The sequence below is a fragment of the Rathayibacter caricis DSM 15933 genome, assembly GCF_003044275.1.
Classification (GTDB): Bacteria; Actinomycetota; Actinomycetes; order Actinomycetales; family Microbacteriaceae; genus Rathayibacter; species Rathayibacter caricis.
Genome location: NZ_PZPL01000001.1, coordinates 1,269,056 through 1,284,000 on the forward strand (window position 1 = coordinate 1,269,056; position 14,945 = coordinate 1,284,000).

Here is a 14,945-nt window from a genome sequence, read left to right on the forward strand (position 1 = left end):
GCCCCTTGCTGATCGAGTAACGCGCGCAGCGTGCGTATCGAGATCCACGTGTCCCGGATGCCGCCGCGGCGCTCAGTCGAGGAGCACCCGGGACGGGTAGGCGTCGTGGCTGAAGCAGAGGGTGATGCCGGAGGCCTCGAGGCGCAGCAGCTGCTCGGAGGTGCGGTGGTGCGCCGCCGGGTCGTCGCTGATGAGGCGGGGGAGCGGGCGCAGGCGGTCGGACCACTCCAGGAACTCGCGGCCCCAGGCGGCGTCGCCGGCGATCAGGAACCGGCCTTCCACGAGGACGCCCAGGTGGCCGAGGGCGTGCCCGGGCAGCGGGGTGACGACGCAGCGGCCGTCGCCGAAGAGGTCGAAGCCGCTCACCCCGGCGACCGCGCTCACCGGCTGCTCGTCGACGACGAGGCGGTCCGAGTCGGCGAACCACGGCGGGATCAAGCCCGCGAAGACTCCGTCGGTGACGCGGCTCCGCTCGATCCTCTGCAGCTGGCCGCGCGAGAGCACGAGGGTCGCGTCGGGGAAGTGTCGGAGGCCGCCCACGTGATCGGGGTGGAGGTGCGTGAGGACGACGAACTCGATGTCGCCGGGCTCGAGGCCCTCGGAGCGCAGCCGGGCGTCGACGGTCTCGGCCGGAGTGACGCGCGCCGGCAGGATCCGCCGGTAGAGGGCGCCGACAGGGCCGGTGCCCGCGAAGGACGGCGGGTAGCCGGTGTCGACGAGCACGCGGCGGCCGCTGGGGTGCGTGTAGAGGAAGACCGCCGAGGGGAAGGTGCGGCGGGGGAGGCCCTCGCCGCGGAACACGCGCGAGAGCGGGAAGGTGGTGTCTCCGCACGCGAAGACGCGCAGGGCGGGCTCGCGCTCAGGCACGGGACGCGGCCCGGTAGTGCTCGCCGACGCGGCGGATGCCCTCGGCGAGCGGGACGACGGGCTCGTAGCCCAGCTCGGCGCGGGCGCGCGAGATGTCGAGGGTCTGCGCGTAGGCGAGGGTCGCGACGGTGTAGCGGGTGAAGGGCGGCTCGGCCCCGCCGGGCAGCCGCGCGTAGACCCGCTCGAGCACCTCGGCGACTGCGGTCAGGAGGCGCAGGTCGACGGTGAGGAAGCGCGGCTCCTCGCCCATCGCGGCGAAGAAGGCGCGGAGGAGCTCGCCGAACGGGGTCGGCTCGCCGTTGGTGATGTTGTAGACGCTGCCGTCCGCGTGCTCGGTGCCGGCGGCGAGGACCAGTGCGCGGGCGGCGTTCTCGACGCAGGTCACGTCGACGACGTTGCGCCCGCCGTCGAAGAGCGGGATGCCGCGGCGCCGGTTCGCGGCCACGAAGCGGGGGATCAGGCTCGGATCGCCGACTCCGATGAGGCCGCGGGGGCGCAGGATCACGAGCTCGCGGATCCGTCCCTCGGCGAGCGCCCGCTGCAGAAGGCGCTCCGCCTCGATCTTGCTGCGGATGTAGAGGCTCATCCGGCTCGCGGGATCGAACTCGTCCTCCCGCACCAGGTGCTGGTGGCGGCGGGCCGAGTAGATGCTGGGCGAGGAGACGAAGACGATGCGCGGGATGCCGACGCGCTCGGCGAGGCCGATCATGGCCTCCGTGCCGTCGACGTTCGCCTCGCGGAACTCGCTCCACCGGCCCCACGGGCTCGACAGGGCGGCGGAGTGGACGAGCACGTCGGCGCGCACGGGCAGGGTGGCGAGGTCGGCCAGATCGGCGGCGATCGTCTCGGCGCCCTCGGCTGCAAGACGCTCGAGGGCGGGGAGGCTGCGGCCGGCGGCGACGACCTCGTCGCCCTCGGCGAGGAACTCGCGCACGGCGTGGCCGCCGAGGAAGCCCGTGGCGCCGGTGACGAGGACGCGGCGGGGCGTCCGCGGCTCGGCGTACACGGACGGCCTAGCGGACACCGATGGATCAGCGGACATCGACGACCTCCAGCCCCTTCTTGCGGCCCCAGTACCAGAGCAGGATCCCCAGGTAGCCCAGCGCCTTGCCCTTGCGGATGGAGCAGCGGACGATCGCGCGGCGGTTCAGCCGTGCCTGCGTGCCCGGGATCACCCGGCAGACCTTGAGGTGCAGCTCCAGGTCCTCGTCGGTGTCGTCGATGCTCGAGCGCGGGAAGCCGCCGACCTCGAGGTACAGCGCGGCGTCGATGGCGAGGTTCAGGCCGGCGATCATGAACAACCGGTAGCGCTGGCCGGGGCGGCGGTAGACGATGCCCGGTGCCCGCTCGAGGATCCGGATGAGCACGGTGCCGATCACTCCGTCGTACCAGCGGTACTCGGGCTCGTCGGTGCGCGGAACGACGCGGCCGCCGACGAAGCGGAATCCGGCGCGGAAGTCGGCCTTCAGGAGCTCCACCCAGCGCGCGTCCGGCAGCGAGTCGGCGTCCGTGCGCGCGACGACGGAAGCCCCGTGCGCGATCGCGTACCGGAAACCGGTGTCGGAGGCGGCTCCCGTGCCCTTCTGCGCCTCGCCGATCGTGAGGACCGGCCGCTCGGGGCGCTCGGCGGTGAACGCGTCGATCACCGCGCGCGAGCCGTCGGCGCTGCCGTTGTCGACGAGCAGGAGGGTGAAGTCCTGATCGGACTGCGCCGCGAGGGCGTCGAGGGTGCCGCGGAGCAGCTTCTCCTCGTTGAAGAACGGCACGACGACCCAGAAGCTCACCCCGAACCCCCTCGCGCTCCGCCGGGACCACCCTAGCGAGGGAGGGGGCGGCTTCGGTGCCGGAGCGGGACGGGGAGGACTTCTGGAGGTGCGGGTCTCGGTACGCGCCTGCGGCGCTACTCGACCAGCAGGGGGAGGCGGGGCTGCTCGGCTGCGGGCGAGTGCAGCGACCCTCCGGCAGGTCTCGCAGGAGGGACGCGACCGTGCCGAGGGTGCTGCCCCTCCCAGGCGTGCTGAGGGCCGCCGCGAGGGTCGGCGCGGTCCGAGCTTTGACGAGAGCGTAAAAAGTACTGTTCTTGCGGTGGCTCCGGCCGGCACCTGCCCGCGCCTCTGCGCCAGGCTCGAAGCGACCCGATCCGCTGCTCGACGAGGACTCGCGACGACGCTGATGCCCCTGCCGAGCGGAGCGGGAACCGGCGGCCGGCCGTGGAGCAGAACTCCGCGGCGGCCCATCGACGCCACCGGGACGCCGCACCCTCCGGCGACCGCGAGACCCTCCAGGAGCCCCGAGTGAACCTGACCGATCACCAGCTGCAGGCCGCGACGTGGGAGGACCGTCAGGCGCTCGCCGAGACGATGATCCCGCTGATCGGCGATCTCTACCGCCGCCGCCGGGTGGTGACGTCGCTGCACGGGACGAGCCTGATCAACCGGTCGACGATCGAGCTGCTGAAGGCGCACCGCTTCGCCCGCCACCTGGACGAGTCGGAGCTGTCGCTGGCCGAGACCCTGCCGATCCTGCGGGTCCTGACGCGGCTCGAGCTGGGCGCGGCGTCGATCGACGTCGCGCAGCTCGCGTTCCTGTTCCGCACGCGGGAGGGGTCCGAGTCGCTGGAGGAGTTCCTCCGGGAGCAGCTCGCCGAGGTCGTGGGCGGGGTGCCGCGGGTCGCGGGCGGGCAGGGTCCGCGGGACGTGGTCCTGTACGGGTTCGGGCGGATCGGGCGCCTCGTGGCGCGACTCCTGATCGAGCGGGGCGGGCAGAGCTCGACCCTGCGGCTGCGCGCCGTGGTCGTGCGCCGCGGCTCGGCCGACGATCTGCGCAAGCGCGCGAGCCTGCTCCGGCGCGACTCGGTGCACGGCCCGTTCGCGGGCACGATCACGGTGGACGAGGAGAACGACACGATCCTCGCGAACGGGACGCTGCTGAAGTTCCTCTACTCCGACGACCCCGCGAGCATCGACTACCGCGCCCACGGGATCGAGGACGCGATCGTCGTGGACAACACGGGCCGCTGGCGCGACGAGGCGGGCCTGGCCCGGCACCTCGAATCGCCCGGTGCCCGGCAGGTGCTGCTGACCGCGCCGGGCAAGGGCGCGCTGAAGAACATCGTGCACGGCATCAATCACGACGCGATCAGCGCCGACGACCGGATCGTGTCGGCCGCGTCGTGCACGACGAACGCGATCACGCCGATCCTGAAGGCGGTGCACGACCTGGTCGGGGTGCGCAGCGGGCACGTCGAGACGGTGCACTCGTTCACCAACGACCAGAACCTGATCGACAACTTCCACGCCGGTGATCGCCGCGGCCGCTCGGCGGCGCTCAACATGGTGATCACCGAGACCGGAGCGGCGACCGCCGTCGCGAAGGCCCTGCCCGAGATGGAGGGACGGCTCACCGGCAGCTCGATCCGGGTTCCCACGCCCGACGTGTCGCTCGCGATCCTGAACCTGCGCACGGAGCGGCCGATCACGAGGGACGCGATCAACGCGCACCTGCGCCGCGCCTCCCTGGACTCGCCGCTGCGCCGGCAGATCGACTACCTCGAGTCGCCCGAGATCGTCTCCACCGACATCCTCGGCTCCCGTCATGCGGGCGTCGTCGACGGCCTCGCGACGATCGCCACCGAGGACGGCGTCGTGCTCTACGTCTGGTACGACAACGAGTTCGGCTACAGCTGCCAGGTCGTGCGCGTCCTCGAGACCCTGGCCGGCGGCCAGGCGCCGTCGTTCCCGGCCGTCGCGCCCAGGAGGGACCTCGCGCCGGTTCCGGCGTGAGCGCAGACCACCGGGACCGTCCTGTCCCGGGCTGAACGGGAGCGGGCGTCCGCGTCCGCTCCTCGGGCCGGGGTGTCTGGAGGGTCGCCCCGGCCCCACTCCGCTGCGCCGTGACCGCCGTATAGCGTGAGCGGAGGGAGTCGCCGCCGTCGAGCGTGCCGGGCCGCCGCGTGCGGGAGCGACCGCCGGACGAGGGGGAGGCCGCGATGGATCTCGAGATCGGGCGCGGCCTGACGATCCCGGCGTCGGAGCTGCAGTGGCGCTTCTCGCGGTCGTCCGGGCCGGGCGGGCAGCACGTGAACACGTCCGACAGCCGCGTGCAGCTGACCTGGGACGTGGCGGGATCGGCGGTGCTCGGCGAGGAGCAGCGGGCGCGCCTCCTGGAGCGGCTGGAGCGGCGGCTGGTCGCGGGGACCGTGACCGTGACGGTGTCGGAGCAGCGGTCGCAGCTGCGGAACCGCGAGGCGGCACTCGAGTCGCTGCGCGGGCTGGTGAGCGCGGCGCTGGCGCCCCCGGCGGCTCCGCGGCGCCCGACCCGGCCGACCCGCGGATCGGCCCGGCGCCACCTGGCGGCGAAGCAGCAGCGGTCGGCGACGAAGCGGCAGCGGCGGCGTCCGACGGACGACTGACGGGGGCGCGCTGGCACAATGGTGCAGCGTCCGTCCTGGCGCGGTCGGCCGGAGGGGGAGCGGATGCAGCGAGTCACGCTGGCCCACGTCGCCGCGCGCGCGGGCGTCTCGCCCACCGCGGCGTCCCTGATCCTCAACGGCAAGCAGAACACCGGGCTGAGTGCCGACACGCACAAGCGCGTCGTCGAGGCGGCGTCCGAGCTCAACTACCGGCCCAACCTGATGGCCCGCGGTCTGCGCGTCGAGAGGTCCGCGACGCTGGGCTTCGTCTCGGACCGCATCGCGTCGTCCCGGTACGCCGGATCGATGATCCGCGGCGCCCTGCAGACGGCCCGCTCGCGCGATCACACCATGTTCGTCACCGAGACCGACGGCGACCGCGGCGAGCAGGACCGCGCGATCGAGGCGCTGCTCGACCGGCAGGTCGACGCCATCGTGCTCGCGACCGTCACCGGGCGGGTGGAGCTTCCCCGGCAGCCGCTGCCGGTGCCGCTCGTCCTGCTGAACGGGACGACGGGAGCCGACGAGTACGCGGCCGTCCTCCCCGACGAGGAGGGCGGCGCCCGCCAGGCCGCGCAGCACCTGATCGGTCTGGGACACCGTCGGGTGCACGTCCTGGGCACCTCCGATCCCGTGCACTGGACGATCCCGGTGCGCCGCCGGATCGAGAGCCTCCACCGCGAGTTCGCCGAGCACGGCGTCGACGTGGTCGACGTGGACCTCGACGAGCCGGTGTGGGATCCGGACACCGGCTTCGACACGGCGACCCGCGCGGTGCGCGACCACGGTCCGGTCACGGCGGTCGTCGCGCTGAACGACTCCCTCTCCGCGGGCGCGTACGAGGGGTTCCGCGCAGCGGGCCTGGACGTCCCGCGGGACGTCTCCGTCGTCTCCTTCGACGACGACGAGATCGTGTCGTTCCTCCGCCCTCGGCTGACGACGGTCGCGCTGCCCTTCGAGGCCATGGGCCGGCGCGCGATCGAGCTCGCCCTCGGCGGTGCGCCGGAGCCGCGCGAGCACCTCGAACCGATGACCCTGCGGCTGCGCGCGTCCACGCGTCCGGCCTCCGCCTAGGCCTCTCCGGCGGTCTCTCCTCCTGCCGATTGACATCGGATCGCTGCCCGTGCATCCTTACCTAAATCCATTTAGGCGCTGATGCCTACACGATCCAACGGAGGACAGATGGACAACTCGCGCGCCCTCAGCGGTGCCCTTCCCACTCGCACCGGCCGCCCGAGCACCCGCTCGGCCGGTCGGTCGGTCGCGATCGCCGCGGCCGGATCGCTCCTGCTCGCGCTCGCCGGATGCGCCCCGGGCGCGGGTGCCGGCGGGAGCGCCGGCGCCGGCTACGACGGCGACACGCTCACCTTCGCGACGTCGGCCGTCCCGCCGTCGCTCAACCCCGCCCTCGGCGACCCCGCCTACTCGCTCGCCTACCAGTGGGCGTACGACCCGCTGGTCGTCCTCACGGGCGACGGCTCGTACGCGCCGGGTCTCGCCGAGAAGTGGGGCTACGTCGGCGAGGGCAACACCGTCTACGAGATCACCCTCCGCGACGGCGTCGTGTTCAGCGACGGAGCCGTCCTGGACGCCGAGGCGCTGAAGACCTACCTCGACTACGCGCGTTCGCAGGCCCTGGGCACGCCCACCACGCTGCTCGCGGCCGTCGACACCGTCGAGGTCGTCGATCCGCTCACGGTCCGCCTGACGCTGTCGCGCCCCGACCCCGGCCTCACCTTCGCGTTCGCGCAGCCGTTCGGCGCGGGCTACGTGATCAGCCCGAAGGCGATCGAGGACCCCACCTCGCTCGACGCCGACACCGCCGGAGCCGGGCCGTACATGCTCGACGAGGAGCAGACCGTCGCGGGCGACCACTACACGTTCGTGCCGAACCCCGAGTACTGGGACGCCGAGCGCCAGCACTGGACGAGCGTCACCCTCCGCGTGATCGCGAACTCCTCCTCCACCATCCAGGCCATGCAGTCCGGTCAGGTCCAGGCGGCGCTCGGCGACGCGACCACCCTGGCCGCCGCCGAGAAGGCGGGGCTCGTCGTCATCGATCCGCCCCAGGCCCTCAGCGGCATCAACCTCGCCGACCGCGGCGGGAAGCTGTCGGAACCGCTCGGCGACGTGCGCGTCCGCCAGGCCCTCAACATGGCGGTCGACCGCGAGACGATCGCCCAGGCGCTCTACGGATCAGCGGACCTCGCCCTCTCGCAGTACGCCCTCGACGGCCAGGCGGGCTTCGACCCCGAGCTGGCGGAGGAGTACCCCTACGACCCCGAGCGGGCGAAGGAGCTGCTCGCCGAGGCCGGCTACCCGGACGGCTTCACCCTGCCGGTGCTCACCGCGAGCCTCGCGGGGCTCGACAAGCTGACGCAGGCCGTCGCCGGCCAGCTCGAGGAGGTCGGAGTGACGCTCGAGCTGACGACGAAGGCCACCGCGCCCGACTACTTCACCTCGATGACCTCCGGCGAGTTCCCGGCCGCGGTCATCGGCTACGGACTGGCCGACATGAACTCGCTGTACTCCGGATTCGTGAACCCGGCGGGGCCCTTCAACTGGTTCCAGACGGTCGATCCGGAGCTCGACGCCCTCTACACCGAGTACCGCACCGCCGACGAGGCGACCGGCGACGAGCTGCAGAAGCAGATCAACCGCCGTCTCGTCGAGCAGGCGTGGACGATCCCGGTCGTCGGCGCGCCGCTGAGCTACTACACGGTGCAGGGTCTCGAGGGCTTCGACGCCACGTCGGCGAACGGCGGAGTCCCGCTGATCACCGACCTGCGCCCGGCCGAGTGAGGACTCCGTCACCGTGCTGAGGTTGACCCTGCGCAGACTCGCGCTCTCGATCCCGCTGGCCCTGGTCGCGTCGATGATCTCGTTCGTCCTCATCCCCTTCCTCCCCGGGGACGCGGCCCGAGCGCTCGCCGGCCCCACCGCCTCCGCCGAGCAGCTCGCCGCGATCCGCGAGGAGCTGGGCCTGAACCTGCCCCTCTGGGAGCAGTACTGGAACTGGCTGACCGCCGCGGTCCGCGGTGATCTCGGGACCTCGCTGATCAGCCGTCAGCCGGTGACGGAGATCCTCAACTCCCGCCTCGAGCCGTCGCTGTCGCTCATCATCGGGGCCACTCTTGTGGCCGCGGTGGTGGGCGTGGCGATGGGGGTGCGCGCCGCCCGGCGCGGCGTCCTCGGCCGCGTCGTCGACTCCACCTCCCTCGTCGCCCTGGCGATCCCGGACTTCTGGCTGGGCCTCGTCCTGGTCGTGGTCTTCGCCGTCCAGCTGGGCTGGCTGCCGCCCACCGGGTACGTCTCGCTCGGCACCGATCCCGGGCTCTGGCTGCAGAGCCTGGTCCTCCCGGTGGTCACCCTGTCCCTCCCCGCGCTGGCGCGCGTCGCCAAGCAGACCCGCGACTCGATGGGCACCGCGCTCGACGGCACCTTCGTGCGCACCCTGCGGGCGGCCGCGATCCCGGAGTGGTCGATCACCTACCGCCACGCCCTCCGCAACGCCGCCGTCCCGATCCTGACCGTCATCGGACTGGTCTTCGTCGGAGCGCTGAGCGGGACCGTCGCCGTCGAGTCGATCTTCGCGATCCCGGGCCTGGGCAGCGCCGCCGTCCAGGCGACCTCGTCGCGGGACCTTCCCCTGATCCAGGGCGTCGTCGTCTACTTCACGGTCATCACGATCGTCGTCAACCTTCTCGTCGACCTGGCCTACGGCTACTTCAACCCCCGAGTGAGAGTGAAATGACCGAGTCCACGACCGCCATCGCCGTCGGCCACGCGAAGGCCTCCCGATCGAGCTGGGCGGCCAGGACCTGGCGCGACCAGCCGCTGGGAGTCGTCGCCGCCGGCTACATCCTGCTCGTTGCGGTCCTGGGGGCGCTCGCTCCCGTGATCGCGCCGTACCCCGCCGGGAAGCAGGACCTCCTCGCGACGCTCAGCGGCCCCACCGCCGAGCACCTGCTCGGCACCGACACCCTCGGCCGGGACATCCTCAGCCGGCTGCTCCACGGAACGATCCCGTCGCTGGGCTACGCCCTGATCGCGCTGGCCGTGTTCCTGCTCGTGGGCGTCCCGTTCGGGATCGTCGCGGGGTACGTCGGCGGGCGCATCGACGGGATCATCAGCCGCGTGGGCGAGATCGCGCTGTCGATCCCGGTCGTCATCATCCTGCTCGTGGTGCTCGCGGTCTTCTCCTCCAACCCGGTCGCCGCCATGGTGACGCTCGGCGTCCTCGCGGCACCGGGGCTCGTCCGCGTCGCCCGCGGAGCGACCCTGGTGGTGCGCGAGGAGGCCTTCGTCACCGCGGCGACGGTCTCGGGCGTGCGTCCCTCGAGGATCATGGGCACGCACGTGCTGCGGCGGGTCCTCGGCCCGCTCCTGGTGCAGGCGTCGCTGTTCCTCGGCTCGGCCCTGGTCGTCCAGGCCGCGCTCGCCTTCCTCGGCCTGCTCTCCTCCGGAGACGATCCGACCTGGGGAGGGATGATCGGCGAGGCGTCTCAGGTCGTCTCGTTCACGTCGTGGCCGCTGCTCCCGCCCGGCCTCGCGATCATCCTGATGGTCCTCGCGTTCGGCATCGTCGGAGACGCGGTGCGCGACTCCACGGCCGACGAGAGCACTCCGCGCGTCCGGCGGCGGACGCGGGCGGTCTCCGACGGCACCGCGACATCCGCGTCGACCTCCTCGCTCGACGACACCTCCGGCGACCACCTGCTCGAGGTGCACGACCTCCGCGTCGTCCTCGACGGCGGAGTGGCACTCGTCGACGGGGCCTCGTTCACCGTCGACCGCGGAGAGGTCGTCGCGGTCGTGGGGGAGTCGGGCTGCGGCAAGTCGGTCACCGCTCTGGCGGTCCTGGGCCTGCTCCCGCACGGGCTGGAGGTCGAGAGCGGCAGCGTCGTCTTCGACGGAGTCGACCTGACCCGGGGCGGCCCCTCCGCCTACTCCGCCCTCCGCGGCAGCGGGATCGGCTACGTCGCGCAGGACGCCCTCGGCAGCCTCGATCCGACGCACTCGATCGGCAGCCACCTCCGCGAGGTGATCACCCGGCACGAGAAGCTCGCGTCGGCCGCGACCCGCGCTCGGGCGCAGGAGCTGCTCGCGCAGGTCCGCATCCCCGATCCCGACCGCGTCCTCGCCCTCTACCCGCACGAGATCTCGGGAGGCATGGCGCAACGGGTCAACATCGCTCTCGCCCTCGCCGGTCGACCGCGCCTCATCGTCGCCGACGAGCCCACCACCGCCCTCGACGTCACCGTCCAGGCCGAGATCCTGCGGCTGCTGCGCGACCTCCAGCGCGAGAGCGGGATGAGCGTCCTGATCATCACGCACAACTGGGGGGTCGTCGCCGACATCGCCGACCGCGCCGTCGTCATGTACGCGGGCGAGGTCGTCGAGCGCGGGACCGTCCACGACGTGTTCGACACCCCGCGCTTCCCGTACACCGCGGCCCTCCTCGCCGCCGACCCGAGCACGGCGGCTCCGAGAGAGCGGCTGACCACGATCGCCGGGCGCGTCCCCGCGCCGGGCGACCGCCCGGTGGGCTGCCGGTTCGCCGGCCGCTGCGCCTTCGCCACCCGGGAGTGCACGAGCGCTCCGATCCCGCTGCGGCGGGTCGACCCGGGATCCGTCACCCGCTGCATCCGCGTGGAGCAGCTGGTCGAGCAGGGAGCCCTGACCCGATGAGCACCGCACCGACCACCCCGGCCGACGCGCCGGTCCTCACTGCCGAGGACATCACGGTCCGCTACCGCCGCGGCCGCACCGACTTCCTCGCCCTCGACGGCGTGAGCATCACCGTGCCGCGCGCCACGACCGTCGGCCTCGTCGGCGAGTCGGGATCCGGGAAGTCGACCCTGGCCAAGGCGATCCTCGGTCTCACTCCGATCGCCTCGGGCCGGGTCACCCTGCTCGGGGAGGACGTCACCCGGCTCACCGGGCGCCACCGCCGCCGGCTCGGCAGGACCCTGCAGGCCGTGTTCCAGGACCCCAACACGTCGCTGAACCCCTCGTTCACGATCGGCCGCAGCCTGATCGAGCCGCTGCGCGCGCAGGGCCTGCTCGGCTCGGTGGACGCCGCCTCCCGGATCACCGACGTGCTGAACGCGGTGGGCATGGAGGCCGACGTCGCCCGACGCCGACCGCGGCAGTTCTCGGGTGGCCAGCGCCAGCGGATCTCGATGGCGCGCGCCCTGATCACCGATCCGCAGGTCGTGGTCTGCGACGAGGCCGTCAGTGCCCTGGACCTCTCGGTGCAGGCGCAGGTCCTGAACCTGCTGTCGGACCTCCAGCAGCAGCGCGGGCTGAGCTACCTCTTCATCTCGCACGACATGTCCGTGGTGAAGCACCTCTGCCACGAGGTGACGGTGCTGTACCGCGGGCGGATCAAGGAGTCCGGGCCGACCGCCTCGGTCACCTCCTCGCCCCGCGACCCGTACACGCGGGCGCTACTCCTGGCGGCTCCGATCGCGGATCCGCGCCGTCAGCGCGAGCGTCGCGCCGCGGAGACCGCCGGCGACTCCTCCACCGCGGCCTGACCGGCTCCCCTCGGCGGGTCGGCGACCGCCGCTCCGCTCACCCCTTCCCGAAGGACGTCACCCGTGCTCTCTCCCGATGACCGCTGGATCTGGGACTTCTGGCACGTCCAGGACGACGACGGTCTGCACCACCTCTACTACCTGCAGGCCCCTCGCTCGCTGGGCGACCCGGAGCTCCGGCACCGCAACGCGACAGTCGGCCACGCCACCTCCCGCGACCTCGTGGACTGGCAGGAACTCGGCACCGTGCTGGAGCCGGGGCCGCCCGGCTCGCCCGACGCGACCGCGACGTGGACCGGATCCGTCGTCCGCGGCGACGACGGACGGTGGCGCATGTTCTACACCGGCTCCACCTTCCTCACGCCCGACTCGCACGCCAACATCGAAGTCGTCGCCCTGGCGACGTCCGACGACCTGCACACCTGGGTCAAGGACGAGAGCGTCGTGCTGACCGCGGACGCGCGGTGGTACGAGAGGCTCGGCGACTCCTCCTGGCCCGAGGAGGCGTGGCGCGACCCGTGGGTCCACCGCGACGAGACCGGGTGGCGCATGCTCCTCACGGCGCGCTCCGCCACCGGAGCGGTCGACGACCGGGGCGTCGTCGGCTCGGCGACCTCGCCCGATCTGCGGGACTGGACGATCGGGCCCCCCCTCTCGGCGAGCGGGGCGGGCTTCGCCCACGTGGAGGTGCTGCAGAGCGTCGTCCTCGACGGCCGTCGCTTCCTCGTCTTCTCGGCGAACCGCGCCGTGCTCACGGCGGAGCGACGGGAGCGGGGCGGCGCGACCGGGACGTGGATCGCTCCGTGGGACGAAGAGATCGACCTGGCTCGGGCGGTGAACCTCACCGGTCCGGCGCTCTACAGCGGACGCGTGATCGAGACGACCGGAGGACCGGTGCTCCTCGCCTTCCGCCTCAGCGACGACGGCGAGGAGTTCGTCGGCGGGATCTGCGATCCCCTCCCGATCCGGGTGACCGGCGAGCGGGTCGAGCTCGCGCCCGGGGACCGCTGATGCCCGCGACGCCCTCCGGGATCCACTGGGACAGCCGGGGGCCGCAGGAGGCTCCGCCGGTGCTGCTCATCGAGGGGTTCACCGGGCAGCTGATCGGCTGGCGCGACGGGTTCTGCGACCTGCTGGTCGAGCGCGGGCTGCGGGTCCTCCGCATGGACAACCGCGACATCGGCCTCTCCCGCCACGAGGCTCCCGGCACCGTCTACTCCGTCGCTGACATGGCGCGGGACGCGGCGGAGGTCCTCGTCGAGGCGGGGGCCGGTCGCGCGACCGTGGTCGGCCAGTCGATGGGCGGGTTGATCGCGCAGCACCTCGCGATGGACCGCCCGGATCTCGTCTCGGGCCTCGTCCTCTTCTACACGACTCCCACGACCGGCATCATCCCGGCGGACGCGCTGCAGGGCGACCTGGTCGAGCCGACCACCGAGGAGGAGGCGATCGAGGTGTTCCTCGCGGGCAACCGCGGGGTCGCATCGCCGGCGTGGGGGTACGACGAGGTGCGCCAGCGCGCCCTCGCCGCCGCGATGTGGCGGAGGGACCGGGACTTCTCCGGTCACGCCCGGCAGCGCGCCGCGATCCTGGCGATGCCCGACACCCGCCCGCGTCTCCGGGAGGTGACGGTGCCCGTCGCCCTCGTGCACGGACGGGCCGACGCTCTGATCCCGCCGGCCGGGTCGATGCTCCTGCTCGAGGAGCTGCCGCAGGCGGAGCTCCACCTTCACCCCGGCATGGGGCACGAGATCGCGGAGGCGCTCTGGCCCGAGTTCGTCGCGGTCATCGCCCGCCTCACGCGAGCCGCCCGCACGCCGGCGGTCCCGCGGCCCGGCGTCTGCGACCACTGGTGAATCTCTGCCGGACTGGATAACTTTGAAGACGGCGTCGGGACGGTCCGCCCCGACGCCCGGAGCGACGCTGTCGCCACTCCACCCCCCCACCACTTCTTCGAAGGAGAAGACATCATGCCGCTCGACCCGTTCCTCGCCCCCCTCGTTGCGAGCCTGCCCCCTGCTCCCGCCGAGATCGACGACTTCCCCGCCTGGCGCGAGCAGGAGCTCGCCGGGGCCGAAGCGCTCGCGTCCCAGCTCCTCGAGCCGGCGCCCGAGGTCCTCAGTGCGCGCACCGTGACGCTCCCCGTCGCGGGCGGTGAGATCACTCTGAACGTCTTCCACCCGCTCACGGCCGGTCCCCACGGCGTGCACCTCTACTTCCACGGAGGCGGATGGATCGGCGGCACGATCCACTCCCGGATGGTCGACATCCTCTGCCGGGAGCGCGCCGTGGGCGCCGACTGCATCGTCGTCGCCGTCGACTACCGCAAGGCTCCCGAGCACCCGTTCCCCGCCGCCCTCGAGGACGGCTACGCGGCGCTCCTCTGGGTCGCCGAGAACATCGACGAGCTCGGCGGCCGGGCCGACGGCATCACGGTCGGCGGAGGCTCGGCCGGCGCGAACCTCGCCGCCGGGCTCGCCCTGAAGGCGCGGGACGAGAACGGCCCGGCCATCGCCTTCCAGCTGCTCGAGGTGCCGTCCCTCGACTTCACCTTCAGCAGCCCGTCCATCCGCCGCTTCGCCACCGGCTACGGGCTCACGGAGAAGACGCTGCACCTCTGCCGCCGCCTCTACCTCACGGATCCGGCCGACGCGACGAACCCCTACGCCTCCCCGCTGCTGGCCGACGACCTCACGGGTCTCCCGCCGGCGTACATCATGTCGTCGGAGTACGACCTGATCGTGGACGACGGCGAGCGCTACGCCGAGCGGCTCCGCGCGGCGGGAGTGCCGGCCACGTTCTCGCTGCAGCTCGGGCACATCCACGGGTCGAGCGCCTTCACCGCGGTGATGGAGTCGGCGCGCGACTGGCGTCAGGAGACCTTCGACGTGCTCCGGGTCGCGCACAGCACGCCCGTCGCCGGCTAGCGGGGCCTCCGGCGAGTGTGTCCGTGCCGATCGAGGAGCCCGCTCCGCGGGCGTATCGAGGTCCGCCGGTGTCCGGTCCGCGGGTGGGGGTGGGTCTCGATACGCCCCTGCGGGGCTACTCGACCAGCGAGGAGTGGTCGGCGGTGTCCCTGCTGATCGAGTAGGCCGCGCAGCGGGCGTATCGAGATCCACCGGGCG

13 protein-coding genes are annotated in these 14,945 nt (G+C 72.7%); 10 read left to right on the plus strand and 3 right to left on the minus strand.

What is annotated here, in order from left to right:
• Positions 1-72: 72 nt before the first annotated feature.
• From C1I63_RS05935 to C1I63_RS19680, 3 genes are read right to left on the minus strand one after another with little or no spacing between them, the layout of a single operon-like run.
• Entirely contained in the window at positions 73-867 is a 795-nt protein-coding gene (locus tag C1I63_RS05935; protein WP_107574138.1) for an MBL fold metallo-hydrolase, read from the minus strand.
• Positions 860-1,873 (minus strand): NAD-dependent epimerase/dehydratase family protein, encoded by a 1,014-nt coding sequence (locus C1I63_RS05940; RefSeq protein ID WP_211315577.1) that lies wholly within the window; start codon positions 1,871-1,873, stop codon positions 860-862. Before C1I63_RS05940 ends, C1I63_RS05935 begins: the two co-directional genes overlap by 8 nt.
• Positions 1,874-1,898: 25 nt before the next feature.
• A complete protein-coding gene (locus tag C1I63_RS19680) occupies positions 1,899-2,651 on the minus strand; it encodes a glycosyltransferase family A protein (protein WP_170116325.1) in 753 nt (250 codons plus the stop codon).
• 510 nt (positions 2,652-3,161) lie between these two features.
• Here C1I63_RS19680 and C1I63_RS05950 point away from each other — a divergent pair.
• From C1I63_RS05950 to C1I63_RS05995, 10 genes are all read left to right on the plus strand, one after another.
• Entirely contained in the window at positions 3,162-4,649 is a 1,488-nt protein-coding gene (locus tag C1I63_RS05950) for a glyceraldehyde-3-phosphate dehydrogenase (protein ID WP_280523114.1), read from the plus strand.
• A 206-nt stretch (positions 4,650-4,855) separates the two neighbouring features.
• Positions 4,856-5,278, plus strand: coding sequence for an alternative ribosome rescue aminoacyl-tRNA hydrolase ArfB (gene arfB / locus C1I63_RS05955; RefSeq protein WP_056865981.1), 423 nt, complete (start codon positions 4,856-4,858; stop codon positions 5,276-5,278).
• Between the two features lie 63 nt (positions 5,279-5,341).
• On the plus strand, positions 5,342-6,352 hold the full coding sequence (locus tag C1I63_RS05960) for a LacI family DNA-binding transcriptional regulator (RefSeq protein WP_107574141.1): 1,011 nt from the start codon (positions 5,342-5,344) through the stop codon (positions 6,350-6,352).
• 108 nt (positions 6,353-6,460) lie between these two features.
• Complete coding sequence (locus tag C1I63_RS05965; RefSeq protein ID WP_170116326.1) at positions 6,461-8,080, plus strand: ABC transporter substrate-binding protein; 1,620 nt, start codon at positions 6,461-6,463, stop codon at positions 8,078-8,080.
• A gap of 22 nt (positions 8,081-8,102) precedes the next feature.
• Positions 8,103-9,032, plus strand: coding sequence for an ABC transporter permease (locus tag C1I63_RS05970; protein ID WP_211315578.1), 930 nt, complete (start codon positions 8,103-8,105; stop codon positions 9,030-9,032).
• On the plus strand, positions 9,029-10,969 hold the full coding sequence (locus C1I63_RS05975) for a dipeptide/oligopeptide/nickel ABC transporter permease/ATP-binding protein (RefSeq protein ID WP_107574144.1): 1,941 nt from the start codon (positions 9,029-9,031) through the stop codon (positions 10,967-10,969). Before C1I63_RS05970 ends, C1I63_RS05975 begins: the two co-directional genes overlap by 4 nt.
• Complete coding sequence (locus C1I63_RS05980) at positions 10,966-11,820, plus strand: ABC transporter ATP-binding protein (RefSeq protein ID WP_107574145.1); 855 nt, start codon at positions 10,966-10,968, stop codon at positions 11,818-11,820. Before C1I63_RS05975 ends, C1I63_RS05980 begins: the two co-directional genes overlap by 4 nt.
• Positions 11,821-11,883: 63 nt before the next feature.
• A complete protein-coding gene (locus tag C1I63_RS05985) occupies positions 11,884-12,831 on the plus strand; it encodes a glycoside hydrolase family 68 protein (RefSeq protein WP_107574146.1) in 948 nt (315 codons plus the stop codon).
• Complete coding sequence (locus C1I63_RS05990; RefSeq protein WP_107574147.1) at positions 12,831-13,676, plus strand: alpha/beta fold hydrolase; 846 nt, start codon at positions 12,831-12,833, stop codon at positions 13,674-13,676. Before C1I63_RS05985 ends, C1I63_RS05990 begins: the two co-directional genes overlap by 1 nt.
• A gap of 114 nt (positions 13,677-13,790) precedes the next feature.
• Positions 13,791-14,747, plus strand: a complete 957-nt coding sequence (locus tag C1I63_RS05995) for an alpha/beta hydrolase (RefSeq protein ID WP_107574148.1) — start codon at positions 13,791-13,793, stop codon at positions 14,745-14,747.
• Positions 14,748-14,945: the final 198 nt, after the last annotated feature.